Origin of the sequence: Variovorax sp. V213, assembly GCF_041154455.1 — a bacterium.
Taxonomy (GTDB): Bacteria; Pseudomonadota; Gammaproteobacteria; order Burkholderiales; family Burkholderiaceae_C; genus Variovorax.
In genome coordinates this window covers 1,293,932-1,317,721 of sequence record NZ_AP028664.1, presented here as the reverse complement: position 1 = coordinate 1,317,721, position 23,790 = coordinate 1,293,932, and the positions used below count along the sequence as shown (strand labels likewise).

Genomic DNA, 23,790 nt, shown 5'->3' with positions numbered 1-23,790 from the left:
TCGAAAGTTCTGCAAGATATCTCCCAATTCCTAATTGATAATGATTGCTATTTACTTTTAGAGATAGCACGTGTTGTCGACCTCAAGATCCAAGGGCACGGCCCGCGCCGGCGCCCGCCTTGCACCAGGAACCCCCTCCCTTCCTCCTTTCCGGAAATCGACTCTCAGCCTCGGCACCGGCGCCACGCTGCTGGTTCTGTGCGCCGCCACGCAAGGCGGGCGCGCCTACGCCCAGGAAGCCACGGACAAGGCCGCGGCGCTGCCGACAGTCACCGCCACGGCGGCGGAAGAAACGCCGCAGCACCTCGGCGCCAAGGTGAGCAGCGGCGCCCTCGGCGCACGCAGCCAGCTCGAGACGCCTTTCTCCACCACCGTGGTCAAGAGCGAAGACCTGGCGGAGCGCCAGGTGTCCAAGCTGGGGGACGTGTTCGCACTCGATGCCTCGGTGTCGGACAACAGCGGCGCCTACAGCAGCTGGGCCAGCTACATCACCGTGCGGGGCCTGCCGCTGGACTGGCAGAACGGCTACCGGATGGACGGCAAGCCCTTCCTGAGCTATGCCATCACCCTGCCCTACGAGCACTTCGAGCAGATCGAGCTGCTCAAGGGATCGTCCGGCTTCATGTACGGCTTCGGATCGCCGGGCGGCATCGTCAACTACGTGACCAAGAAGCCGACGGACCGGCCGCTGCGAAGCATCGAGCTCGGCTACAAATCCAACAGCGTGTGGAGCGAACATGTCGACCTGGGCGGACGCTTCGGCGCCGACGACCGGTTCGGCTACCGGCTCAACGCCACGCATGAAGAAGGCAAGACCTTCAACGACGGCGGCATCCGCCGCGATTCGGTGTCGCTCGCGCTCGACGCCAGGCTGACGCGCGACTTGACCTGGAACTTCGACGCGCTGTACCAGAAGCGCAAGTCGACCGACCAGACCCCATCGATCTCCACCAGCGCCTATACCGGCAGCCGCCTGCCCACCGCCGTGCGCGGCGACGACCAGCGGCTCCTGGGCCCGGGGCAGCACCTCACCACCGATCTGCAGCTCTACTCGACTGGGCTCCAGTACAAGCTGACACCCGACTGGACCCTGAGCACCAGCTACAGCCACAGCACCTCCAAGCGCAGCCGCAACGAAGGCATTCTTTATCTGCAGGATGCCAGCGGCAACTACGACGACTACCGCTCCGACACGCGCGAAGGCCATCGCTTCGACCAGTGGCAGGCCATGGCCGAGGGCAGGCTGCGCACGGGGTCGATCGAACACCAGCTGACGCTCGGCGCGTCGTGGCAGAAGCAGGTGAACGACTACAGCGGCAACAGCGTCTACCAATGGATCGGCACCGGCAGCATCTTTGGGCAGAACACCAATGCCTACGCCAGCACGACCGACCTCAGGCTCTACCGCAACAGCGACATCACGCAACGCGCAATCTTCGCGAGCGACACCCTCAAGCTGTCGGACCGCTGGTCGGTGCTGGCCGGCCTGCGCAGCACCAACTACGAACAGAGCGGGTACGGCACCGACGGCATCAAGACCTCGGAATACGGCAAGAAGGGCGTGCTGACGCCGACGCTGGCGCTGATGTTCAAGCCCGCGCCCGACACCACGCTCTACACGAGCTATGTCGAATCGCTCGAGCAAGGCAGCTCCGTCAGCAGCCTCTACGCGAACAACGGCGAGTTGCTCAAGCCGCTCAAGAGCAAGCAGTACGAGCTGGGCATCAAGACCGACCGCGAGCGCTGGAGCGCCACGGCCGCGCTGTTCCGCATCGAGCGCGGCGCCGAGTACGCCAACAGCGCCAACGCGCTGGTGCAGGACGGCCAGTCCATCTACCAGGGCCTCGAACTCGGTGCCTCCACGCGCCTGGGATCGCAGTGGCAGGTCGGCGCCAACCTGATGTTCCTCGATGCTTCGTACAGGCGCGGCAGCGACAACACCGGCAACCGCGTGGCGGGCGCGCCGAATTTCGTGGCCACGGCGCAGGTGTCGTACGCGGTGCCGCAGGTGCCGGGGCTGAAGCTGTCGGCCGACGCCAAGTACACGGGCAGCACGATGCTGAATGCGTCCAACCAGCTGAGGCTTCCGGGCTACGCCATCGCCAACATCGGTGCGAGCTACGCCACGCGCATCAACGGCCATGACACCACCTTCCGCGTGGCGGTGAACAACCTGACGAACAGGCGCTACTGGGAATACCAGTACGACAACTACATCAAGCCCGGCGACCCGCGCACGTTCAGCCTGAGCGCCAAGCTCGATTTCTAGGCGTCATCGCGGCGCGCTGCCCGGCGGGATGGAAGAATGAGCACCTTCCTTCCAAACTGCCTGAGCCCGCGCTCCGGACGCCATGCCCCATCCCACTGAAGCCCCGATCAGCGAAACCACCATCGTGGAAGCCGCCCATGCGTTGCGCGGGCGGGCGGTTCGAATGCTCGAAGAACTCGTCGCGCACCCTTCGCTGCTCGGGCATGAACAAAGCGCGCAGGCCTTCATGGCGGAGACCTTCGCGAGCCTGGGGCTGCGCGTCCACCAGTTCGAGATCGACGAGCAAAAGATCCGGCAGCATCCGGGCTACTCTCCCTCCATCGTTCCCTACCAGGGGCGCACCAACGTCGTCGGCATTCATCAGCCCGACGGGCCGCACAAAGGCCGCTCGCTGATCTTCAACGGCCATATCGACGTGGTGCCGACCGGCGCCGAAGTGCTCTGGAAGCATCCGCCTTTTCAGCCGGTGATCGAGGGGGACCGGCTCTACGGCCGCGGCTCGGCCGACATGAAGGCGGGCATTGCCGCGTACACCATGGCCTATGCGGCGCTGCAATCCCTGGGGCTGGAACCGGCGTCGCCGGTGTACTTCCAGTCGGTGGTCGAAGAAGAGTGCACGGGCAACGGCGCACTGGCCTGCCTGGTCGAGGGTTATCGCGCCGACGCAGCCATCATTCCGGAGCCGCTCGGCGGCGTGACGACCTGCCAGATGGGCGTGCTGTGGTTCGCGCTCGAAGTGCTGGGCAAGCCGGTGCATGCCTCGGTGGCGCAGACCGGCGTCGGCGCCATCGATTTTTCGCTTTATCTTTTTTCGGAACTCAAGAAGCTGGAGCAGCGCTGGAACGAACCTGCCAACCGCTACCGCAGCTATGCGCACCACGCGCATCCGGTCAACTTCAATCTTGGAAAGATAGAGGGTGGCGAATGGGCCTCGTCGGTGCCCTCGGCCTGCCGCAGCGACATTCGCATCGGCTTTTATCCCGACATGAACGTGGCCCGGGCCAAGGCCGAAGTCGAAGCCGCGCTGGCTTCGGCCTATGCCGCACATCCGGCCCGCGAGAGCCTCAGCTACAAGCTGATCTATGAAGGCTTCCAGGCCGACGGCTTCGATCTCGACCTCGATTCGCCGATCGTGACCGAGCTTTCGAAGTGCTACCAGGACATCGTCGGCGAGCCGCTGGAGCCCCGGGCCTTCACGGGCACGACCGATGCGAAGTTCTTCAACATCTACGGCCAGACCCCTGCCGTCTGCTACGGCCCGACGGGCTCCAGCATCCACGGCATCGATGAGTGGGTTTCCATCGACAGCCTGATGCAGGTGACCGCCGTGCTGGCGGTGTTCATGGCCGGCTGGTGCGGCGTCAATCGCACCGCGTGACCTGGCTGTGATCTATCGCGCAACTGGTTTCAAGAAGATTTCGACACGCCGGTTCTGCATGCGTCCCTCTTCAGTTGCATTGCTTGCCACTTGCTGGGTCTGGCCCCGCCCCTCGGTAGTGAGGCGTGTTTTCGCTACGCCGCGGTCTGCCAGATAGCTTCCCACGCTCTGTGCCCGACGCTGCGACAGCGTCATGTTGTGGTCCGGGTTGCCAGTGCTGTCGGTATGCCCGACCACTTGGGCGTTGATGCCCGGCTCCTGGGCGATGGTCTGGGCCACGCCGTCCAGCACGCTTCGAAACGAAGGCTTGATGGTGGCGCTGTCGCTGTCGAAAGTCACCTGGCTGGGAATATTGACCTTCAGCGAGCCGTCCGGCTGCTCGGTGATCTGTGTGCCGGTGCCTGCCGTCTGGCCGGACAACTTGTTGCGGATCGCTCCCCAGTTGTAGCCCACGCCCGCGCCCACCGCAGCGCCGACTGCCGCACCGATGGCCGTGCTCTTCTTGTTGTGGCCCATCAGGTTGCCGACACCCGCACCGACGACAGCACCTGCGCCCGTGCCCACGGCCGTATGGGTTCCCTGCTCGGTCGCGCAACCCGCGACGAGTGCCGTGGCCATTGCCAGCGAAGCCAGTTTGATGTTCATAGATCCTCCGATTGAGATGCGCAGCGCCCGCGCTATGCGCGCTTGACGAGGCGAACGATGATCAGCAGCACCACGGCACCCGCGGTTGCCACGACGAGGCTGCCGACCAGACCGCCGCCACTGGAGACGCCAAACGTACTGAACATGAAGCCGCCGAAGACGGCGCCGATCACGCCAACGACAAGATCGCCGATGAGGCCGAAGCCACCGCCCTTGACGAGCACGCCGGCTAGCCAGCCAGCGACCAGACCCACAACGAGAAACCACAGCAAACTCATTTATCTACTCCCTTGAATAGGCCGATGCGGCCATGAAGCGGCAAGCGTAGTCGCCACGCGTTCACGAAAAAACAATGGCGCAATCAGCCTGTGATTTATTGCTCTTTGCAGAAGAATTTCTTGTTCGCAGTGCATCACTTCGATGGCGCCTGGCCGGTGATGTCCACCACCACCCGGCGATCCGGCTGCAAGCATGCGATCAGTTCGGGCGTGCGCGCCGTGCCCTTGCAATTCATGGTCACGGGCTCACGCGCACCGCTGGAGCCGACCTGCATGGGCACCCGAAGACCCGCTGCTTTCAGGTAGTCGCGTACCGTGCCTGCGCGGCGAAGCGCCAGCTCCTGGTTGTAGGCCTGGCTGCCAAGCCGATCGGCGTGGCCGGTGATCTGCAGGCTTTGAACTTCCACCCCTTGCCGAAGCAGGGCCCGGGCAAGCTCATCCAGTTCGGCGCGGCCCTTGGGCAACATGTCACTGGCGTCCGACCGGTCGAACGCGAAAAGAGCATCCGCGCTCAAGGTGATGCGCTTGTGCATGACGGGGGCGGGCGCGGCCGCCATTGCCACAGGAGCAGGCGGCTTCAGCATCGCCTCGCAGTCCGGCCCCTTCCAGTGGAAGTCCTGGCTCTTCATGTCCTTGTCGAAATGCACCATGTACTGGCAGGTGATGAACTCGTGTCCCTTGCCCGTGCGAAAGTTGAAGATGTAGTTCCACTCGCGCGGACCGAACAGGCCCTCGCTGAAATGCGGATAGCTGATGAGTTCGCGAACCTGGTTCTTGCTCATGCCCGGACCGATGCGGCCCAGCTGCTCGACGTGTGGCTGTCCAGCTCGCCGGATCTCTGAGGACACAAGCGATGCGAATTGCAGTACTGGACGGCGATGGCGAGGAGCTTGCCCTGATCTCGAGCATTCTCCGACCCCTCGGGCATGACTGCCAGGCTTTCACCCGGGGCAGCGCACTGCAGCGCGAGCAGCTGCGAGAAACCTTCGATCTCCTGGTGCTGGACTGGCAATTGCCGGACACCACCGGACCGGAGTTTGCGCGATGGGCCCGCACCACGTTGAAAGATCGCGTGCCGATGCTCCTGATGACCCAACGGCATGAAGAGGAGGACATCGTGGAAGGCCTGGCCGCAGGCGCGGACGACATCATCGTGAGTCCGATCCGGGCGGGCGAACTCGCCGCGCGAGTTTGCGCCCTCATGCGGCGCGCCTACACACAGCAGCCGCCCGATGACCAGACCTGGGGCCGCTACCACTTCCTGCCCTCGCGCCAGCGCCTGGAAATGGATGGTGTGCCGGTGGTCCTGACGCAGAAGCAATACAACCTCGCGCTCCTCCTGTTCCGCAACATGGGGCGCGTGCTCTCGCGACGGTATTTGCTGGAGTCCGTCTGGGGCATCAGCAGCGCCATGGAGACCGAGCATATGTCGCGCTCCCTGGACACGCACGTCTCGCGCGTGCGCGCGGCGCTCCAGCTGCGCCCGGATAGCGGCTACCGGCTCGCCGCTGTCTACGGCCAGGGCTATTGTCTCGAGGCTGTCGACACCGAAGCGAGCAGCCTTGCGTGAACGATGGGCGAGGCTGTCGCGCTGCTAGCGGGCGTCGCTGCGCACGGTGTAGCCACTCGCACGCCATGTGTTGTCCTCATCGAACCGGAATGACACCAGCTCGCGCACGGTCTTGGTTCCCCCCACCAACGACTCGAACTCGACGCTGCTGTACATCCCTGCCGGAATGGACGCCGTGCCTGCTGCCTGCTGGCGCGAGACCGTGACCCAGTAGCGAACACCCGGGGTACCCAAGGACTGGCGCGAGCGCGTGATTGCCTCCGTGAAGTCCTTTCGCGAGACGCGCTGCTTGACCGCAGCGGACATGCCATCCCACACGGATGCGGCGCGCCCTTCATCGATTTGCTGGACTGTGGCTTGCGCGGCCTTCACCAGCGCCCCGGGGTCCACGTCTTGAGCGGAAGCCGCAGTGCAACAGGTGGCAAGCGTCAATAGGCAGGCGGCAATCGGTCTGATTTTCATGAGGGGACTCCTTTGCAGCGAATACTGCCGTCTCCTCCTCTTGCGCGAAAGAGTTTTGCGAGAATTTGTCAGATTCGAGGGCCATCGGATCCAAAAAGCACGGACTAATGCGCACTTGCGGCGCCCTTATTTCCGGATGTCGCCCAGGCAGAGATACTTGATCTCGACGTAGTCGTCCATGCCATGGTGCGAGCCCTCGCGGCCCAGGCCCGACTGCTTCACGCCGCCGAAGGGCACGTGCTCGGTGGCGATCACGCCGGCATTGATGCCGACCATGCCGTACTCCAGCGCCTCGGCCACGCGGAAGATGCGGCCCACGTCGCGGGTGTAGAAATAGCTGGCGAGTCCGAACTCGGTGTTGTTGGCGGCGTCGATGGCGTCCTGCTCGGTCTTGAAGCGGAACACGGGCGCGAAGGGGCCGAAGGTTTCCTCGCGCGCGCAGAGCATGTCGGGCGTGGCCTCGGCGATCACGGTGGGCTCGAAGAACTGGCCGCCGATCTTGCGTCCGCCCGCCATCACCTTGCCGCCCTTGGCCACGGCATCGTCGACGTGGCGCTGCACCTTGTCGATGGCCGCATCCTCGATCAGCGGGCCTTGCATCACGCCTTCCTCGAAGCCGTTGCCGACCTTGAGCGCCTTGACCTTGGCCGCGAATTTCTCGACGAAGCTGTCGTAGATGCCGTCTTGCACATACAGCCGGTTCGCGCACACGCAGGTCTGGCCCGCGTTGCGGTATTTGCTGGCGATGGCGCCTTCGACCGCCGAATCCACGTCGGCATCGTCGAACACCAGGAAGGGGGCGTTGCCGCCGAGTTCGAGCGACAGCTTCTTGACCGTGGGCGCGCACTGGCTCATGAGAATGCGGCCGACTTCGGTGGAGCCGGTGAAGCTCAGGTGGCGCACGACGTCGCTCTCGCACAGCTCCTTGCCGATGGCGATGCTGTTCTGGCTGTCGGCCGTGAGCACGTTGAGCACGCCCGCTGGAATGCCCGCGCGCACCGCCAGCTCGGCCGCGGCCAGTGCGGTGAGTGGCGTGAGTTCGGCGGGCTTGATGACGACGGTGCATCCGGCGGCGAGCGCCGGTGCCACCTTGCGAGTGATCATGGCGAGCGGAAAATTCCACGGCGTGATGGCCGCGCACACGCCGATGGCCTGCTTCATCACCAGGAGGCGCCGGTTGTTGTCGAACTGGGGCAGCACCTCGCCGTTCACGCGCTTGGCTTCTTCGGCAAACCACTCGATGAAGCTGGCGCCGTAGGCCACCTCGCCCTTGGCCTCGGCAAAAGGCTTGCCCTGCTCGGCGGTCATCAGGCGGCCCAGGTCTTCGGTGTTGGCGATCAGCAGGTCGAACCACTTGCGCAAAACGATGCTGCGCTCCTTGCCGGTCTTGCCGCGCCAGGCCGCGAGCGCCTGGTTGGCGGCGGCAATCGCCATGGCCGCGTCCGTGCGCGCGAGGTTGGCGACGTCGGCCAGCTTCTGGCCGGTAGCCGGGTCGTTCACATCGAATCGGCTCGCGCCCGTGATCCATTCGCCGGCGATCAGCGCATCGGTCTTGAGCAGGCTCGGGTCGTTCAGCAATGCGAGGGGGGATGTCTTCATGTTCATGGCGTTCTGTTGTCTCGGGAAAAAAACAGGCTGGCCAGGCCGGTCACATGCGTCAGCGGTAGGGCACGCCGGGGAGCACGCAAAGCATCTCGTAGAGAAGATTGGCGCCGAGCAGCGCGGTGTTTCCGCTGGGGTCGTAGGGCGGGCTGACTTCCACCAGGTCGGCGCCCACCACGTTCAGGCCGCGGCAGCCGCGCACGATCTCCAGTGCCTGCGGCACGGTGAGTCCGCCGATCTCGGGCGTGCCGGTGCCACCGGCGAATGAAGGATCGATGCCGTCGATGTCGAAGCTGATGTAGACCGGATGCGCCGGGCCGATGCGCTCGCGCACCTGCGCCATCAGCGGGGCCAGCGACTGGTACCAGACCTCGTGGGCCTGCACCACGGTGAAGCCCTGTTCGCGCGGCCAGTCGAAATCGTCGGCGGCATAGCCGGTGCCGCGCAGGCCGATCTGCCAGACCTTGTCAGAGGCCAGCAGGCCTTCTTCGACGGCACGGCGGAACGGGGTGCCGTGCGCGATGCGCTCGCCGAACATGTCGTCGTTCACGTCCGCATGCGCATCGACATGCACCAGCGCGACCGGCCCGTGCCGGCGCGCCAGCGCGCGCAGGATGGGCAGCGCAATGGTGTGGTCGCCGCCCAGCGTGAGCGGCGCGCAGCCGGCGGCCAGCACCGTGTCGTAGAAGGACGAGATGATGGCTAGCGATTTTTCGAGCGAATAGGTATTGATGGGCACATCGCCCAGGTCGGCCACGTTCAGCCGATCGAACGGCGCCGCACCGGTCGCCATGTTGTAGGGGCGCAGCAGTGCCGATTCGGCGCGTATCTGGCGCGGCCCGAAACGCGCGCCCGGGCGGTTGGAGGTGCCGATGTCCAGCGGCACGCCGATGAATACCGCATCCAGCCCCTGTGCAGACGTTGCAACGGGCAACCGCATCATCGTGCCGGGGCCGGCAAAGCGCGGCATTTCGTTGCCGCCGAGCGGCTGGTTTGGTGTGGTGGCGGCCGTCATTGCGTACCGGCTCAGCGCCGCCGGCCGCGCAGCCATTCGAGCGCGAGCAGCAGCGTGGTGGTGAAGATGATGAGCAGCGTTGCCACGGCGGCGATGGTGGGCGAGATGTTCTCGCGGATGCCGGTGAACATCTGGCGCGGCAGCGTGACCTGGTCGGGCCCTGCGAGGAACAGCGTGACCACCACTTCGTCGAAAGAGGTGGCAAAGGCGAACAGCGCACCCGAGATCACGCCCGGCGCAATCACCGGCAGCGTGATGCGCATGAAGGTCCTGAACGGTGTCTCGCCCAGGCTCAGCGATGCGCGCACCAGGTTGTGGTTGAAGCCGGCCAGCGTGGCGAGCACGGTTGTCAGCACAAAAGGTGCGCCGAGCGCCGCATGCACCACGATGAGCCCGAAGTAGGTGTCGGCCAGGCCGATGGGCGCGAAGTAGAGGTAGGTGGCAACCCCCACCACCACGATGGGCACCACCATCGGCGAAATCAGCACGCTCATGAGCAAGCCCTTGAACGCGAAGTTCGTGCGCGACAAGCCCACCGCCGCCAGCGTGCCCAGCACGGTGGCCAGCACCGTGGCAGCCGGCGCGACGATGAAGCTGTTGCGCGCCGCGCGCGCCCACTCGGGCGACTCGAACAGGTTGCGATACCACTTGAGCGACCAGCCCGGGATCGGGTAGGCCAGAAAGGAACTGTCGGAAAACGACAGCGGAATCACCACCAGGATGGGCGCCAGCAAGAAGGCCAGCACCGCGACACAGCCGCCGCGCACCAGCCACCAGCCGAGCTTGTCGGCAAAGGTGGCATAGGCAGGGAATTGGGGAAGCTTCAGCATGCTTGTTTGCCTTTCGTGCCGTTCAGCCGAGGCTCAGCTCGGCCTTGCCGATGCGGCGGTACACGGCATACAGCACCAGCGTGGCGACGAGCAGCACGGCGCCCAGCGCGCAGGCCATGCCCCAGTTGATTTCCACATTGGTGTAGCGCGCGATGTAGTAGCTCAGCATCTGGTCGTCTGCGCCGCCCAGCAGCGCGGGCGTCACGTAGTAGCCGATGGCCAGGATGAACACCAGCAGCGCGCCGGCGCCGATGCCGGGATAGGTCTGCGGCACATACACGCGAAAGAAAGCTGCCAGCGGCGAGCTGCCCAGCGAGACTGCGGCGCGCAGGTAGGTGGGCGGCACGCTCTTCATGACGCTGTAGAGCGGCAGGATCATGAAAGGCAGCAGGATGTGCACCATCGCGATGATCACGCCGGTGCGGTTGAACAGTAGCGCCAGCGGCTGGTCGATCAGGCCGATGCCCATGAGGCCGCGGTTGACCAGGCCTTCGGACTGCAGCAGCACGATCCATGCGGCCACGCGCACCAGGATGGAAGTCCAGAACGGCACCAGCACCAGGATCATCAGCACGTTGGCCTTGCGCGCAGGCAGCGTCGACAGCCACCAGGCCAGCGGATAGGCCAGCAGCAGGCAGAAGAAGGTGACCACGGCGCTGATGTTGAAGGTGCGCAGAAGGATGCCGGCAAAGGCGCGCTGGTCGGCGGGCATGCGCTCCACCTCGCCCGCCACATCGCGCCGCAGGTCGACCGAGGCGAGCAGGTAGTCGGGCGTCCAGCGCGAACCGTTCTTGGCGATGGCCTGCCAGAACGGCGCCTCGCCCCAGCGCGGATCGAGTTCCAACATGCGCGCCTTGATTTCTTCCGGCGTGCCGGCAATGGGCAGCGCCCGGAAGGCGCCCATCACGAGCGAGCGGGCGCCCGCGATCTCGGTGTTGAGGCGGCGCGCCAGCGCGCCCGCATCGGAGCTGTCGGGCAGTTGGCCGAGGTCGGCCGCGATGGCGGCATAGGCCGCGGGCGCGGGCGCCTCCTTGCGGTTCCAGCCATCGAGCGCGCGCACGGTGCGCGGCAGCGCGTTGGCCACCTCGGGGTTCTCGACCGCGCGCTGCAGCAGTGCCACGATGGGCACCAGCAGCGTCAGCAGCAGGAAGACCAGCAGCGGCAGCGTGAGCGCAAAGGCGCGCCACTTGCGGCGCGACTCGGCGCGCGCCAGCGCACGCCGGAGCTCGCCGGGCGGCGCCGCTTCTGCCAAGACCTGGGGGACAGACATTGCCGCGTGCATCGTCTCTTGCCTGCTTACTGCGTGGCCCAGGACGCGAAGCGCTTCTCGAGCGCCTCGCCCTGGTCAGCCCAGAAGCCGACGTTGAACTGCAGCGCGTCCTTGGCGTTGGCTGCCGAGGTCGGCAGGTCGGCCAGCACCTTGGGGCTGAGCGCAGCCAGGGCCTTGGTGTTGGTCGGGCCGTAGGCGATGTTCTGGGCATAGACCGTCTGGTTGGCCGGCTGCATCGCGAACTGGATGTACTTCAGCGAAGCCTCCTTGTTCGGCGCGCCCTTCGGAATCACCAGGTAATCGAGGTCGTAGATGCCGCCGGGCCAGTAGATCTTGAGGTCGCGGCCTTCGCGGTTGGCCGCGTCGATGCGGCCGTTGTACACGGTGGTCAGCACCACGTCGCCGGCCACCAGGAACTGCGGCGGCTGGGCGCCGGCTTCCCACCACTGGATGTTGGGCTTGAGTTCGGTGAGCTTCTTGAACGCGCGGTCGGCGCCTTCCTTGGTGCCCAGCACCTTGTACACGTCGGCGGGCTTCACGCCGTCGGCCATGAGCGCGAACTCGAGGTTGTAGCGCGCGCCCTTGCGCATGCCGCGCTTGCCCGGAATCTTCTTCACGTCCCAGAAGTCGGCCCAGCTGGTGGGCGCGGTCTTGAGCTTTTCGCCGTTGTAGGCCATCACGGTCGACCACACGAACAGGCCCACGCCGCAATCGGTGACCGCGGCCGGCAGGAAGTCGGCCTTGTTGCCGATCTTCGAATAGTCGAGCTTCTCGAACAGGCCTTCGTCGCAGCCGCGCGCGGCGTCGGGCGATTCGACCTCGACCACGTCCCAGGTGACCTTCTTGGTCTCGACCATGGCCTTGATCTTGGCCTGTTCACCGTTGTATTCGACCGGAATGATCTTGGTGCCGGTCTTCTCGTAGGGCTCGTAGTAGGCCTTCTTCTGCGCGTTGGCGTTGGCCCCACCGAAGTTGACCACGGTGAGCTGCTGCTGGGCGAATGCAGGCAGCGCGAAGCTGGCGGCGACGGTGCAGGCGATGAGAGACTTTTTCATGGTGGATGTAGTCCTGGGTGATGAACGGGGAACGAGAAAACAGATGGGTTCAGAGCGCATACATGCGCGCATGCGCAACCGGAAATTCGAGCGCCACCGATTCGCCGGCCTGCGGCGTGGCGGTGCCGCCCGCGCCGGTCAGCGGCAGCTTCACGGTGGCCTCGGCCTGGCCGCCGCCCACGCTGCAAAGCAGCCGCAGGTGATCGCCGAAGTAGATGACGCGCGCCACCACGGCGGCGAGCATGTTGGCGCCCTGCGCATCCGGCCGGCGGTGCAGCACCACGCGCTCGGGTCGGATACAGGCCTCGACGGCAGAGCCCGCGGCCGCGCCGCTGACGTTGAGCCCATGCAGCACGCGGCCATCGGGCAGCGTCATTTCGGCCTGCTCGCCGCCCCGGCTCAGCTGCCCCTTGAGCACGGTGTTGTCGCCGACGAAACCGGCCACGAAACGGTTGGACGGCGTCTCGTAGAGACGGCCGACGGTGTCCAGCTGCTGGATCACGCCTTCGTTGAACACCGCCACGCGGTCGCTCATGGTGAGCGCCTCGCCCTGGTCGTGCGTCACGTAGACGAAGGTCACGCCGAGCTGGCGATGCAGGTCCTTGAGCTCGATCTGCATGTGCTCGCGCAGCTGCTTGTCGAGCGCGCCGAGCGGCTCGTCCATGAGCACCAGCTGGGGTTCGAACACCAGCGCGCGCGCCAGCGCCACACGCTGCTGCTGGCCGCCCGAGAGCTGGCCGGGCAGGCGGTCGGTCATGCCGCGCAGCTGCACCATGTCGAGCGCGCGCTGCACGCGGCGCTGCTGCTCGTCCTTGGACACCTTGCGCACGGTGAGCGGATAGGCCACGTTCTGGCCCACGCTCAGGTGCGGAAACAGCGCGTAGTTCTGGAACACCATGCCGAAGTGCCGCTTGTGCGGCGGCGTGCCGGTGATCGGCTTGCCGTCGAGCAGGATCTCGCCGGAGGTGGGCGACTCGAAGCCGGCCAGCATCATCAGCGTGGTGGTCTTGCCCGACCCCGAGGGCCCGAGCAGGCTCAGGAACTCGCCGCGGTGGATGTCCAGGTCGAGCTGGCGCACCACCAGGTGTTCACCGTCGTAGGTTTTCTGGACGCGCTGGAAACGCACCAAGGGTTCTGCTGTGGTCATGGAGGAGCTCAAGAAAAGGGACCGTTCAGCGCAGCGCGGCGAAGCTGTCCGCGAGAAGCGCCAGGCCTTCGTCCACAAGCAAGTCGGATGCCGTCAGCGGCACCAGCACGCGAATTACATTGCCGTAGGTGCCGCATGACAGCAGGATTAACCCGCGCCGCGCGGCTTCCGCCACCACCTTTCGGGTCAGCGCGGCATCGGGCCGCGCGGTGTCGCCCTCTTCGAACAGCTCGATGGCCACCATGGCACCGAGCCCCCGCACGTCGCCGATGGCCGGCTCGCCGGCCGCGATGCGGCGCAGGCCGGCCGTGAGCCGCTCGCCCAGCGCCCGGCTGCGCGCAAGCAACTGCTCGTCGTCGAACACCTTGAGCACCGCCAGCGCCGCGGCGCAGCCGATGGGGCTGCCGGCATAGGTGCCGCCCAGGCCGCCGGGCGCGGGCGCGTCCATCACCTCGGCGCGGCCCACCACGCCGGAGATAGGAAAACCGCCCGCCATCGACTTGGCGGTGGTGATCAGGTCGGGCGCCACGGGCCATTGCTCGCTGGCAAACCAGGTGCCGGTGCGGCCGGCGCCGGTCTGCACTTCGTCGGCAATGATGAGGATGCCGTGGCGGTCCGCCAGCGCGCGCAGGCCTTCGATGAAGTCGTTGGGCGCCACGTAGAAGCCGCCCTCCCCTTGCACCGGCTCCAGGATGAAGGCCGCCACGCGCTCGGGCTCGATGTCGTTCTTGAACAGCAGCTCAACCGAGTGCAAGGCGTCGTCCACGCTCACGCCGTGCAGCGCGTTCGGGTAGAGCGCATGGAACACCTCGCCCGGGAACGGGCCAAAGCCGACCTTGTAGGGCGCGACCTTGCCGGTCAGGCCCAGCGTCATCATCGTGCGGCCGTGGTAACCGCCCGTAAAGGCAATGACGCCCGGCCGGCGCGTGTAGGCGCGGGCAATCTTCACCGCGTTTTCGACCGCCTCGGCGCCGGTGCTCAGGAAGATCGATTTCTTTGCGAATTCGCCTGGCGCCAGCGCGTTCAGGCGCTCGGCAAGTTCCACGTAGGGTTCGTACGCCACCACCTGGAAGCAGGTGTGCGAATAGAGATCGACCTGCGCCTTGACGGCGGCGCTGATCTCCGGATGGCAGTGGCCGGTGTTCAGGACCGCGATGCCGCCGGCAAAGTCGATATAGCGGCGGCCCTCGACGTCCCAGATCTCGGCGTTGGCGGCGCGGCTGACAAAAATTTCATGGGCCTGGCCTACACCGCGTGCCACTGCCGCGCTGCGGCGGGCCATGAGGGCGGCGTTGCTGAGATGGGGTTCGCGCTGCATGGATTCGACCTGTGCCTGAATGAAGAAGCAGGCACTTTAGATTTCAGCTCCAGAGCCGACCATGTACAACGGAAGCGATGATTTTGCGGACTGTGCTGGTCTTGTATCCTGTACATACTTTCCTCAATATGGTGCAGATCGGCCTGCCGGGATACTCGCGATGCTCATTCTTCACCCCGAACAGCCGACTCCGCTCGTGAGTCAGATCGTGGAGGGACTCCGCGGGCTGATCGGTGCCCAGAAACTCAAGCCCGACAGCAAGCTGCCCTCGATCCGGGCCTTTGCCGCGGCGCATGGCGTCAGCGTCTTCACGGTGGTCGAGGCCTACGACCGGCTGGTGGCGCAGGGCCTCCTGGTGTCGCGGGCCAATGCGGGTTTCTTCGTCAAGCGGCGAAGCGACGACGCCCCCGGGAGCGGGCCCACGGTGCCGCAGCCCGACCCGCGCTTCGATGCGCGCTGGTATCTGCGGCAGATCTTTGAGAACCGCAACCTGCCGCTCAAGCCGGGCTGCGGATGGCTGCCGCACGACTGGCTGTTCGAGGACGGCATGCGCCGCAGCCTGCGCAGCCTCGCCGCGGGCGGCACCGACATCGGCGGCTACGGCCTGCCCTTCGGGCACATGGCGCTGCGCATGGCGGTGGCCGATTCGCTCGTCGAACGGCAGATCGCGGTCGAGGCGGGCCAGGTGCTGCTCACCCAGGGCTCGAGCCAGGCGCTCGACCTGGTGGCGCGCCAGTTGCTGAAACCGGGCGACGATGTGCTGGTGGACGATCCCGGCTATCCCAACCTGATGTTCATGCTGCGCTTTCTCGGCGTGCACATCATCGGTGTGCCGCGCACGCCCACCGGCTACGACCTGCCCGCGCTGGAAGCGCTGCTGGCGCTCCACCGGCCCAAGGCCTTCTTCACGCAGCCGCGGCTGCAGAGCCCGACCTGCTCGCTGGCGTCGATGCCGCAGCTCGTGCGCCTGCTCCAGCTCGCGCAGGAGCATCAGTTCATGCTGGTCGAGAACGACATCTACGCCGACATGGACGCCTCGTCGCGCCCCTCGCTGGCGAGCCTCAGCCAGTTGCGCCAGGTGATCTACGTCGGCAGTTTTTCCAAGACCATCTCACCGAATCTGCGGGTCGGCTACGTGGTGGCGCAGCCCGGGTTGATGGAAGACCTGGCCCAGTTGAAGATGGTCTCGGGGCTCACCTCGTCGGACATCACCGAGCGGCTGGTCTTTGGCGCCGTGACCGACGGGCGCTGGCGCAAGCACCTGAAGTCGCTGCGCGAACGGCTCGCGCAGGCGCATTCGAATGTGGCAAGGCGATTGGAAGCCCAGGGCTTCGAGCTTTTTCACGAGCCCGCGGCAGGCTTGTACCTGTGGGCGCGCCATCCGGACATCACCGATGCCGCGGACTTGTCGCGGCTCGCGGCCATGGAGGGAATCATGCTCGGCCCAGGGCAGTTGTTTCTGGTGAACCCCCGCCCCACCGGGTGGCTGCGCTTCAACGTGGCCTTCAGCGAGGACGAGCGTCTTTGGCAGTTTCTCGCGCGCAGCATCGAGGAGCGCAAAGGGGAGTGAGGCGGGGCTGCTCGAATGCGAGTCCGAAAAGACAAAAGGGTTAGCAGACGTTAATCTGCTAACCCTTGTCGGAACTGGCGGAGTGGACGGGACTCGAACCCGCGACCCCCGGCGTGACAGGCCGGTATTCTAACCAACTGAACTACCACTCCTGGTAGACAACGTTCACTCCTTGCGGAGCCAAGTGCTGACGACTTGTGCCTGCTTCACTTGCGCGAAACTGGCGACCCTACGGGGATTCGAACCCCGGTAGCCACCGTGAAAGGGTGGTGTCCTAGGCCTCTAGACGATAGGGTCAAAACCTTAGGAACCGTGCTGCGATCAGCACTTCTTCTCTTCTCGACACTTTGATGGTGGAGGTAAACGGGATCGAACCGATGACCTCTTGCATGCCATGCAAGCGCTCTCCCAGCTGAGCTATACCCCCGTGTGGGTGTCGAGCCTCAAATTATAGCCTGAAAAATCAGGCTCTTTTCAAACGCTCGATGACTTTTTCGCGAGAAAAAATTGCGAGCACTGAATCGAGGGATGGTGTCTGCGCAGTTCCCATCACGAGGACGCGAACCGGCATGGCCAACACAGGCATTTTCACAGAATGTGCGGCCAAAACTTCCTTGATGCCTGCAGCAATCGAAGTTTTTTCCCAGTTCACGCTCGCGAGCTTTTCGGCCAGCGTGGCGATGACGGGCTTCACCGCGTCGGTGATGTGCTGCGCGCGATCGGCTTCGCTCACGGTCACGTCGGCATAGAACGCCGCAGCCCAGTCGGCCAATGCGACCGTGGTCTCACAGCGGTCCTTGAAGAGTGCGCAGATCGCGGGCAGTCGTTCGTCGGCGGTGAGGCCGCGCTTCTGCAGCTGCGCTGCGACCAGCGGCGCGAGTTCATCGTCGGCCTTGGCCTTGATGTATTGCGCATTGACCCACGACAGCTTGGCGGCGTCCCACTGGGCGGGACTCTTCGACAGGTGCGAACCGTCGAACCAGCTCACCATCTGCTCGCGCGTGAAGAGCTCGTCGTCGCCATGGCTCCAGCCAAGGCGCGCCAGATAGTTGAGCATGGCTTCCGGCAGGTAGCCGTTCTCTTCATAGGCGGTGACGCTCACGGCGCCGCGGCGCTTGGAGAGCTTCTGCCCGTCGTCGCCCAGGATCACCGGCACATGGCCGAACGCAGGCAGCGGCGCACCCAGCGCGCGGAAGATGTTGATCTGCCACGGCGTGTTGTTGATGTGCTCGTCGCCGCGGAACACGTGCGTGATGGCCATGTCCCAGTCGTCGACCACCACCGCGAAGTTGTAGGTGGGCACACCGTCGGGCCGCAGGATGATGAGGTCGTCGATCTCGCGGTTGTTGATGGTGATCTCGCCCTTGACGAGGTCGTTCCACGTCACGTCGCCTTCGGGCGGGTTGCAGAAGCGCACCACGGGCGGCACGCCTTCGGGCACGGGCGGCAGCACCTTGCCGGGCTCGGGGCGCCAGCGGCGGTCGTACAAGGTCTTTTCGCCGCGGGCGCGCTGGGCTTCGCGCATTTCGTCGAGCTCGGCCGGCGTGCAGTAGCAGTGATAGGCCGTGCCGGCCGCGAGCATTTGCGCAATGACTTCGCGGTAGCGCGGGAGGCGCTGCATCTGGTAGATCGGGCCTTCGTCGTAGTCGAGGCCGAGCCAGTGCATCGACGCAAGGATCTGGTCGGTCGAGTCTTGCGTGGAGCGGGCCACGTCGGTGTCCTCGATGCGCAGCACGAACTCTCCGCCATGGTGGCGCGCGTAGGCCCACGAGTAGAGCGCGGTGCGGGCCGTGCCCAGGTGAAGAAAGCCGGTGGGAGACGGAGCGATGCGGGTGCGAACTTTGCCGGTCATGGGAACGATCAGGATTTCAGGGTGCCAAGGCCGCGAAGCAAGTCGGCCTTGATGTCGTCGATGTACTCGAGGCCGACCGCGACGCGAATGAGCCCCTGGCTGATGCCGGCGGCCTGGCGCTGCACTTCGGTCAGGCGGCCGTGCGACGTGGTGCCGGGATGCGTGATGATGGTCTTGGTGTCGCCCAGGTTGGTAGCAATGCTCACCACGCGCGTGCTGTTGATCACGTGGAAGGCATTGGCGCGCGCCGTCTCGGGATCGTTGCCGACCACGTCGAACGACACCACCGCCCCGCCCTGCCCCGACTGCTGGCGCATGGCCAGATCGTGCTGCGCGTGCGAGGCAAGGCCTGGGTAGTAGACGCGCGCAACGCCGGGCTGCGTTTCGAGCCACTGGGCCACGGCCAGCGCATTGGCGCACTGCGCCTGCATGCGGATGCCCAGCGTTTCCAGGCCCTTGAGCACGACCCACGCGTTGAACGGCGACAGCGCCATGCCGGCGGTACGCACCACCGGGCCGAACACGTCGACGATGAGCTTCGACGGACCGCAGATCGCGCCGGCCATCACGCGGCCCTGGCCGTCGAGATACTTGGTGCCGGAATGAATGATGAGGTCGGCGCCCATCTCGGTCGGGCGCTGCAGCGCGGGCGTGCAGAAGCAGTTGTCGACCGCGAGCAGCGCACCGGCGCCATGCGCCAGGTCGGCCAGTGCACGGATGTCGCACACCTCGGTCAGCGGATTGGTCGGCGTTTCGGCAAACAGCAGCTTCGTGTTGGGCTTGATGGCCGCACGCCACTCGCTCACGTCGGTCTGGGAGACGAAGGTGGTTTCGACGCCGAACTTGGCGAACTCCTTGCCGAACAGGTTCAGCGTGGAACCGAACACCGAGCGCGAGCAGATCACGTGGTCCCCCGCCTTCAGCAGGCCCATGCACATCATGAGGATCGCGCCCATGCCGGTGGAAGCGCCGATGGCGGCCTCGGTGCCTTCCATTGCCGCAAGGCGCTGCTCGAAGCTGGTGACCGTGGGGTTGGAAGTGCGCGAGTAGGTAAAGCCCGCTTCGGTGCCGGCAAAGCGGCGCGCCGAGGTTTCGGCGTCGGGCTGCACGAAGCCGCTGGTCAGGAACAGCGCTTCGGAGTGCTCGCCGTGCTGGCTCGGCGCCAGGCCGGTGCGCAGCGCAAGCGTGTCGCGATGCAGTCCGGGCGGCAGGGTGCGTTCGTCGGTCAATTCAGCCCTCACTCGCTGTGATTGGGAAGCGCGAGGCGCGAAGAATCTTCCTCGGTCTCTTCGATGCGGGGACGGTTGCCGTTCATGCGCGAGATCGCCTCGGTGTCGATGTCGCCGGTCACGTACACGCCGTCGAAGCAGGAGGCGTCGAAGCCATCGAGCTTGGGGTTGAGCGAACCGATGGCGCGCTTCATGGCATCGACGTCTTGATAGATGAGTGCGTCGCAACCGATCAGCTCGCGGATCTGCTCGATGGTGCGGTCATGCGCCACCAGTTCGTCCTTGGTGGGCATGTCGATGCCGTAGACGTTGGGGTAGCGCACCGGCGGCGCGGCGCTGGCGAGGTAGACCTTGCGTGCGCCGGCATCGCGTGCCATCTGCACGATTTCGCGGCTGGTGGTGCCGCGCACGATCGAGTCGTCGACCAACAGCACGTTGCGGCCCTTGAACTCGCTCGCAATCACGTTGAGCTTCTGGCGCACCGACTTCTTGCGCACGCCCTGCCCCGGCATGATGAAGGTGCGGCCGACGTAACGGTTCTTCACGAAGCCTTCGCGGTAGGGCACGCCGAGCAGGTGCGCAAGCTGCGTGGCGCTCGGTCGGCTCGATTCCGGAATCGGAATGATCACGTCGATCTGGTTCGGCGGCACGGTGGACACCACGCGCTTGGCCAGCGTCTCGCCCAGGTTGAGCCGCGCCTGGTACACCGAGATGCCGTCGAGCACCGAGTCGGGCCGCGCCAGGTACACGAATTCGAAGATGCAGGGGTTGAGCGTGGGCGCCTCGGCGCACTGCATCGAATGCACGTTGCCCTGCAGGTCGATGAACACGGCTTCGCCGGGCGCGATGTTGCGCTCGAACACATGGCCCGATCCTTCGAGCGCCACCGACTCGCTGGCCACCATCACGGTGCCGTCGGCGTTGCGTCCCATGCAGAGCGGGCGAATGCCGTAGGGGTCGCGGAAAGCCAGTAGCCCGTGGCCGGCGATCAGCGACACCACGGCATACGAGCCGCGCAGGCGCTTGTGCATGTTCTTGACCGCGGCAAACACCTCGGCCGGGTTCAGCGGCACGCCGCGCGATGCGCGCTCAAGCTCGTGCGCGAGCACGTTGAGCAGCACTTCGGAGTCGCTCTCGGTGTTGGTGTGGCGGTGGTCGGTGGAGAACAGCTCCGAACGCAGCGCATGCGCGTTGGTCAGGTTGCCGTTGTGCACCAGCACGATGCCGAACGGCGCGTTGACGTAAAAGGGCTGCGCCTCTTCTTCGCTGTAGGCGTTGCCCGCCGTCGGGTAGCGCACCTGGCCCAGGCCCACGTTGCCCGGCAGCGCGCGCATGTTGCGCGTGCGGAACACGTCGCGCACCATGCCCTTGGCCTTGTGCATGAAGAACTTGCGTTCGAGCAGGGTGACGATGCCGGCCGCGTCCTGGCCGCGGTGCTGCAGCAGCAGCAAGGCGTCATAGAGCAGCTGATTGACGGGTGCGTTGCTGACAACGCCGACGATTCCACACATGAACGATTCCTCTCAGGGCAGGTAGCTTGCCAACTTTTCAGGCAGCGCGGGTTTCAGGCCCTGCAATGCCGCATCGAGAACATTGGCGCTGCGCGATTCGTGCCACCAGGCACTGTCGCTCAACGCCAGCAAATGAACAATGACCGCCAGAACGAGCAGGGCAACCGCACCCCGCGCCGCTCCGAAGGCCCCACCCAATATCCGGTCCACCGGCCTGAGGCCGACAGCTGCAATCAACTTTCGCGTCAGCGCCGCCACCAGGCCCACGCCGAACACCACCGCCACGAACACCAGCACGAAGGCCAGCGGATAGCGCCAGGCGGCCTGCGGGTCGCCGAACGGCAGCCAGGCCGCCACATCCGAAGCCAGCCACTGGGCGGCGATGAATGCAGCCACCCAGCCCGCCAGCGAAATCACTTCGAACACCAGGCCTCGCATGAGGCCGAGCAGCATCGACACGACGATGAGCGCGACGGCGATCCAATCGAGCAGGGCCACGGCAGCGGGCGATGGCTACTACAACGTGAGGATGGCGGCCGACAAAGACAAGCCCTTGACCTTCTCCGCGGCCTTGTCCGCCTCGGCGCGCGAGCTGAACGGGCCGACACGCACACGCGTGCGTTCGCCGTCGGACGTCTTGGCCACGTGCACATAGGTCTTCAGGCCTGCCTTCTCGAGTTTCTGCCGCACTTCGCGTGCCTTGTCGGCATCGGCAAAGGCACCGACCTGCACCACGAAGCGGCCGCCATCTTCGGCTGCGGCGGGCTTGGTGCTGGTGTTGGAAGGCTTGCCCTCGAGCAAGGCGCGCGCGCGGTTGCCGTCCTCGGCCGAGGCCGGCTTGGGCGCCGCGGGCTTGGGTTCGGGTTTGGCTTCCGGTTTGGCCTCGGGCTTTGGCTTCGGCTCGGGCTTGGGTTCGGGTTTGTGTTCCGGCTTCGGCTCGGGCTTGCGTTCCGGCTTGGCTTCGGCCGTGGGCCGGGTTTCGGCCGGAGGCGTGCTGGCGGCCGGCTTGCCGGATGGAATCTCGGTGCCGTCGGCCGTCTCGGTGATCATGCCGCCGGTCGACGTCGAAGGGGATGCCGCCGCCACGCGGGCGCCGCTGTCGGCCGCGCCGGTCGTGGGCGCAGCGGGCACGGGCGTTGCAGGCACCGGCAATGGCTTGACCTTGTTGCGGTCGGGAATCTCGATGGGGATGTCGACCGAGACCGGGCGCGGCTGGGTGTCGAACAACAACGGAAATCCGATGACGCCAAGCAGCACCAGAACGGCCGCGCCCACCAACCGGTGCCGCGCGCGGCGACGCATGGTTTCGACACTTTCCGCGGGGACGGCAGCTGGTGCGCTGCGTCCTTCGTTGCCTTGCGGGCCGCGCGTGCGGAACTTGAAAAACGCCATGAAGTTCGATCCCTGAAGGAGTGCAGCGAGGTGGTGCCAGATGGTGCGGACGGTCCGGCGATCAGCCGCCGGGCAGCAGGTGTTTGGCTTGCAGCCGCGGAGTGCCGTGCTCCAGCACGCCACCCACGGTGAAGAACGATCCGAAGACCACGATTCTATCAGCGGGGTCCGCGTGCTCGATGGCCGCGCGCAGCGCTTCCATCGGCCCGGAATGCACGCTTGCGGAGGCGTCGGCGCGCGTGTTTTGCGCCTGCCAGCTCGCGAGCAGATCGCTGGCCCTGGCGGCGCGCGGCGTCGGCAGATCGGTGAAGTACCAGCGGTCGATCATGGGGCCGATGCGCGCGAGGATCGGGGCCAGGTCCTTGTCGGCCATGACGCCGAAGACGCCGTGCGTGGTGGGATAGAAACCCATCGCGTCGAGGTTCTCGGCCAGCGCGGCGACCGCATGGGCGTTGTGCGCCACGTCGAGCACCAGCGCGGGCTCGCCCGGAACGATCTGGAAGCGGCCGGGCAGCTCGACCATGGCGAGCCCCGTGCGCACGGCCTGCGCGGTGATGGGCAGTTGCGGCCGCAGCGCTTCGAGCGCCGCAAGCACGCCCGCGGCATTGAGCAGTTGGTTGGCGCCGCGCAGCGCCGGATAGGCCAGCCCGCTGTAGCGCCGGCCGCGGCCCGACCAGCCCCACTGCTGCTTGTCGCCCGAGACGTTGAAATCGTGTCCGAAGCGCCAGAGGTCGGCGCCGATGGCGGCCGCATGGTCGATCACGCTTTGCGGCGGCATCGGGTCGCTCACGATGGCGGGCTTGCCCGGGCGCAGGATGCCGGCCTTCTCGAAACCGATGCTCTCGCGGTCGGGACCGAGGTAGTCCATGTGGTCGAGGTCGATGCTGGTGATGACCGCGCAATCGGTGTCGATGATGTTGACCGCGTCGAGCCGGCCGCCGAGCCCGACCTCGAGAATGGCCACGTCCGGCTTCTCCTCGATCATGCAGCGCAGGATGCCCAGGGTGGTGAACTCGAAGTACGTCAGGGGCATGTCGCCCCGGGCCACCTCCACCGCCTCGAAGTTTGCTATTAATTTTGAAGCATCGACTGCTTCGCCCGCCAGCCGCAGCCGTTCCTCGAAGCGCACCAGGTGCGGCGAAGTGAAGACCGCCGTACGGTAGCCCGCATGCGTGAGGATTGATTCGAGCATGGCGCAGGTCGAACCCTTGCCATTGGTGCCGGCCACGGTGATGACCGGGCAGTCGAAGCGCAGGCCCATCCGGGCGGCCATCTCTTTGGCGCGCTCGAGGCCGAGCTCGATGTTCTTCGGATGGAGTTGCTCGGCGCGTGCGAGCCAGTCGTTAAGGGTTTCCATGGAGCCCGGCATTGTCGCCGACCCGGAAAGCGCCCGGCGC

21 protein-coding genes and 3 tRNA genes are annotated in these 23,790 nt (G+C 65.8%); 4 read left to right on the top strand and 20 right to left on the bottom strand.

Annotated features, from left to right (window positions below; genetic code table 11):
- Positions 1-196: 196 nt before the first annotated feature.
- Both ACAM55_RS06435 and ACAM55_RS06430 read left to right on the top strand, forming a co-directional pair.
- Complete coding sequence (locus ACAM55_RS06435) at positions 197-2,269, top strand: TonB-dependent siderophore receptor (RefSeq protein ID WP_369656346.1); 2,073 nt, start codon at positions 197-199, stop codon at positions 2,267-2,269.
- Positions 2,270-2,351: 82 nt separating this feature from the next.
- Complete coding sequence (locus ACAM55_RS06430; protein WP_369655207.1) at positions 2,352-3,647, top strand: ArgE/DapE family deacylase; 1,296 nt, start codon at positions 2,352-2,354, stop codon at positions 3,645-3,647.
- A gap of 12 nt (positions 3,648-3,659) precedes the next feature.
- Here ACAM55_RS06430 and ACAM55_RS06425 read toward each other — a convergent pair whose 3' ends face one another.
- The 3 genes from ACAM55_RS06425 to ACAM55_RS06415 all read right to left on the bottom strand — a co-directional run bounded on the left by ACAM55_RS06425 (position 3,660) and on the right by ACAM55_RS06415 (position 5,352).
- Entirely contained in the window at positions 3,660-4,292 is a 633-nt protein-coding gene (locus ACAM55_RS06425) for an OmpA family protein (RefSeq protein ID WP_369655206.1), read from the bottom strand.
- A 32-nt stretch (positions 4,293-4,324) separates the two neighbouring features.
- Positions 4,325-4,570, bottom strand: a complete 246-nt coding sequence (locus ACAM55_RS06420; RefSeq protein WP_369655205.1) for a GlsB/YeaQ/YmgE family stress response membrane protein — start codon at positions 4,568-4,570, stop codon at positions 4,325-4,327.
- A gap of 134 nt (positions 4,571-4,704) precedes the next feature.
- Positions 4,705-5,352 (bottom strand): OmpA family protein, encoded by a 648-nt coding sequence (locus tag ACAM55_RS06415; protein WP_369655204.1) that lies wholly within the window; start codon positions 5,350-5,352, stop codon positions 4,705-4,707.
- Between the two features lie 71 nt (positions 5,353-5,423).
- Between ACAM55_RS06415 and ACAM55_RS06410 the strand changes: the two genes are divergently transcribed.
- Entirely contained in the window at positions 5,424-6,140 is a 717-nt protein-coding gene (locus ACAM55_RS06410) for a response regulator transcription factor (RefSeq protein ID WP_369655203.1), read from the top strand.
- A 24-nt stretch (positions 6,141-6,164) separates the two neighbouring features.
- Here ACAM55_RS06410 and ACAM55_RS06405 read toward each other — a convergent pair whose 3' ends face one another.
- The 8 genes from ACAM55_RS06405 to gabT all read right to left on the bottom strand — a co-directional run bounded on the left by ACAM55_RS06405 (position 6,165) and on the right by gabT (position 14,839).
- A complete protein-coding gene (locus ACAM55_RS06405; RefSeq protein ID WP_369655202.1) occupies positions 6,165-6,602 on the bottom strand; it encodes a DUF4019 domain-containing protein in 438 nt (145 codons plus the stop codon).
- A gap of 126 nt (positions 6,603-6,728) precedes the next feature.
- On the bottom strand, positions 6,729-8,207 hold the full coding sequence (locus ACAM55_RS06400; RefSeq protein WP_369655201.1) for an NAD-dependent succinate-semialdehyde dehydrogenase: 1,479 nt from the start codon (positions 8,205-8,207) through the stop codon (positions 6,729-6,731).
- Positions 8,208-8,259: 52 nt separating this feature from the next.
- The gene (gene speB / locus ACAM55_RS06395) at positions 8,260-9,255 is read right to left on the bottom strand and encodes an agmatinase (protein ID WP_369655200.1); all 996 of its coding nucleotides are present in this window, start codon (positions 9,253-9,255) and stop codon (positions 8,260-8,262) included.
- On the bottom strand, positions 9,231-10,049 hold the full coding sequence (locus ACAM55_RS06390) for an ABC transporter permease (protein WP_369655199.1): 819 nt from the start codon (positions 10,047-10,049) through the stop codon (positions 9,231-9,233). Before ACAM55_RS06390 ends, speB begins: the two co-directional genes overlap by 25 nt.
- A 22-nt stretch (positions 10,050-10,071) precedes the next feature.
- Positions 10,072-11,331, bottom strand: coding sequence for an ABC transporter permease (locus ACAM55_RS06385; RefSeq protein ID WP_369655198.1), 1,260 nt, complete (start codon positions 11,329-11,331; stop codon positions 10,072-10,074).
- Positions 11,332-11,345: 14 nt separating this feature from the next.
- Complete coding sequence (locus ACAM55_RS06380) at positions 11,346-12,374, bottom strand: ABC transporter substrate-binding protein (RefSeq protein ID WP_369655197.1); 1,029 nt, start codon at positions 12,372-12,374, stop codon at positions 11,346-11,348.
- 49 nt (positions 12,375-12,423) lie between these two features.
- Positions 12,424-13,521, bottom strand: a complete 1,098-nt coding sequence (locus ACAM55_RS06375) for an ABC transporter ATP-binding protein (protein WP_369655196.1) — start codon at positions 13,519-13,521, stop codon at positions 12,424-12,426.
- A 25-nt stretch (positions 13,522-13,546) separates the two neighbouring features.
- Complete coding sequence (gene gabT, locus ACAM55_RS06370; protein WP_369655195.1) at positions 13,547-14,839, bottom strand: 4-aminobutyrate--2-oxoglutarate transaminase; 1,293 nt, start codon at positions 14,837-14,839, stop codon at positions 13,547-13,549.
- 160 nt (positions 14,840-14,999) lie between these two features.
- Here gabT and ACAM55_RS06365 point away from each other — a divergent pair, with 160 nt between their 5' ends.
- Entirely contained in the window at positions 15,000-16,409 is a 1,410-nt protein-coding gene (locus ACAM55_RS06365; protein WP_369655194.1) for a PLP-dependent aminotransferase family protein, read from the top strand.
- A 75-nt stretch (positions 16,410-16,484) separates the two neighbouring features.
- Here the strand turns inward: ACAM55_RS06365 and ACAM55_RS06360 are convergent.
- From ACAM55_RS06360 to folC, 9 genes are all read right to left on the bottom strand, one after another.
- Positions 16,485-16,561: transfer RNA gene (locus tag ACAM55_RS06360), tRNA-Asp, on the bottom strand.
- A gap of 69 nt (positions 16,562-16,630) precedes the next feature.
- Positions 16,631-16,706 (bottom strand) — tRNA-Glu (locus tag ACAM55_RS06355).
- Positions 16,707-16,760: 54 nt separating this feature from the next.
- A tRNA-Ala gene (locus ACAM55_RS06350) sits at positions 16,761-16,836 on the bottom strand.
- 36 nt (positions 16,837-16,872) lie between these two features.
- Entirely contained in the window at positions 16,873-18,261 is a 1,389-nt protein-coding gene (gene gltX / locus ACAM55_RS06345; RefSeq protein ID WP_369655193.1) for a glutamate--tRNA ligase, read from the bottom strand.
- Positions 18,262-18,269: 8 nt separating this feature from the next.
- Positions 18,270-19,490 carry an O-succinylhomoserine sulfhydrylase gene (locus ACAM55_RS06340; protein ID WP_369655192.1) on the bottom strand — a complete coding sequence of 407 codons (1,221 nt, stop codon included), beginning with the start codon at positions 19,488-19,490 and terminating at the stop codon, positions 18,270-18,272.
- An 8-nt stretch (positions 19,491-19,498) separates the two neighbouring features.
- Positions 19,499-21,001, bottom strand: a complete 1,503-nt coding sequence (gene purF / locus ACAM55_RS06335; RefSeq protein ID WP_369655191.1) for an amidophosphoribosyltransferase — start codon at positions 20,999-21,001, stop codon at positions 19,499-19,501.
- A gap of 12 nt (positions 21,002-21,013) precedes the next feature.
- Positions 21,014-21,499, bottom strand: a complete 486-nt coding sequence (locus ACAM55_RS06330) for a CvpA family protein (protein WP_369655190.1) — start codon at positions 21,497-21,499, stop codon at positions 21,014-21,016.
- An 18-nt stretch (positions 21,500-21,517) separates the two neighbouring features.
- On the bottom strand, positions 21,518-22,393 hold the full coding sequence (locus tag ACAM55_RS06325; protein WP_369655189.1) for an SPOR domain-containing protein: 876 nt from the start codon (positions 22,391-22,393) through the stop codon (positions 21,518-21,520).
- Positions 22,394-22,454: 61 nt separating this feature from the next.
- Positions 22,455-23,762, bottom strand: a complete 1,308-nt coding sequence (folC, locus tag ACAM55_RS06320) for a bifunctional tetrahydrofolate synthase/dihydrofolate synthase (protein WP_369655188.1) — start codon at positions 23,760-23,762, stop codon at positions 22,455-22,457.
- Positions 23,763-23,790: the final 28 nt, after the last annotated feature.

Excerpts from the sequence above, each read along its gene's own strand:
- ACAM55_RS06430 (WP_369655207.1), top strand. The coding sequence starts at position 2,352 with ATGCCCCATCCCACTGAAGCCCCGATCAGCGAAACCACCATCGTGGAA.
- ACAM55_RS06425 (WP_369655206.1), bottom strand. The coding sequence starts at position 4,292 with ATGAACATCAAACTGGCTTCGCTGGCAATGGCCACGGCACTCGTCGCG.
- ACAM55_RS06420 (WP_369655205.1), bottom strand. The coding sequence starts at position 4,570 with ATGAGTTTGCTGTGGTTTCTCGTTGTGGGTCTGGTCGCTGGCTGGCTA.
- ACAM55_RS06415 (WP_369655204.1), bottom strand. The coding sequence starts at position 5,352 with ATGAGCAAGAACCAGGTTCGCGAACTCATCAGCTATCCGCATTTCAGC.
- ACAM55_RS06410 (WP_369655203.1), top strand. The coding sequence starts at position 5,424 with ATGCGAATTGCAGTACTGGACGGCGATGGCGAGGAGCTTGCCCTGATC.
- ACAM55_RS06405 (WP_369655202.1), bottom strand. The coding sequence starts at position 6,602 with ATGAAAATCAGACCGATTGCCGCCTGCCTATTGACGCTTGCCACCTGT.
- ACAM55_RS06400 (WP_369655201.1), bottom strand. The coding sequence starts at position 8,207 with ATGAACATGAAGACATCCCCCCTCGCATTGCTGAACGACCCGAGCCTG.
- speB (WP_369655200.1), bottom strand. The coding sequence starts at position 9,255 with ATGGCTGCGCGGCCGGCGGCGCTGAGCCGGTACGCAATGACGGCCGCC.
- ACAM55_RS06390 (WP_369655199.1), bottom strand. The coding sequence starts at position 10,049 with ATGCTGAAGCTTCCCCAATTCCCTGCCTATGCCACCTTTGCCGACAAG.
- ACAM55_RS06385 (WP_369655198.1), bottom strand. The coding sequence starts at position 11,331 with ATGCACGCGGCAATGTCTGTCCCCCAGGTCTTGGCAGAAGCGGCGCCG.
- ACAM55_RS06380 (WP_369655197.1), bottom strand. The coding sequence starts at position 12,374 with ATGAAAAAGTCTCTCATCGCCTGCACCGTCGCCGCCAGCTTCGCGCTG.
- ACAM55_RS06375 (WP_369655196.1), bottom strand. The coding sequence starts at position 13,521 with ATGACCACAGCAGAACCCTTGGTGCGTTTCCAGCGCGTCCAGAAAACC.
- gabT (WP_369655195.1), bottom strand. The coding sequence starts at position 14,839 with ATGCAGCGCGAACCCCATCTCAGCAACGCCGCCCTCATGGCCCGCCGC.
- ACAM55_RS06365 (WP_369655194.1), top strand. The coding sequence starts at position 15,000 with ATGCTCATTCTTCACCCCGAACAGCCGACTCCGCTCGTGAGTCAGATC.
- gltX (WP_369655193.1), bottom strand. The coding sequence starts at position 18,261 with ATGACCGGCAAAGTTCGCACCCGCATCGCTCCGTCTCCCACCGGCTTT.
- purF (WP_369655191.1), bottom strand. The coding sequence starts at position 21,001 with ATGTGTGGAATCGTCGGCGTTGTCAGCAACGCACCCGTCAATCAGCTG.
- ACAM55_RS06325 (WP_369655189.1), bottom strand. The coding sequence starts at position 22,393 with ATGGCGTTTTTCAAGTTCCGCACGCGCGGCCCGCAAGGCAACGAAGGA.
- folC (WP_369655188.1), bottom strand. The coding sequence starts at position 23,762 with ATGCCGGGCTCCATGGAAACCCTTAACGACTGGCTCGCACGCGCCGAG.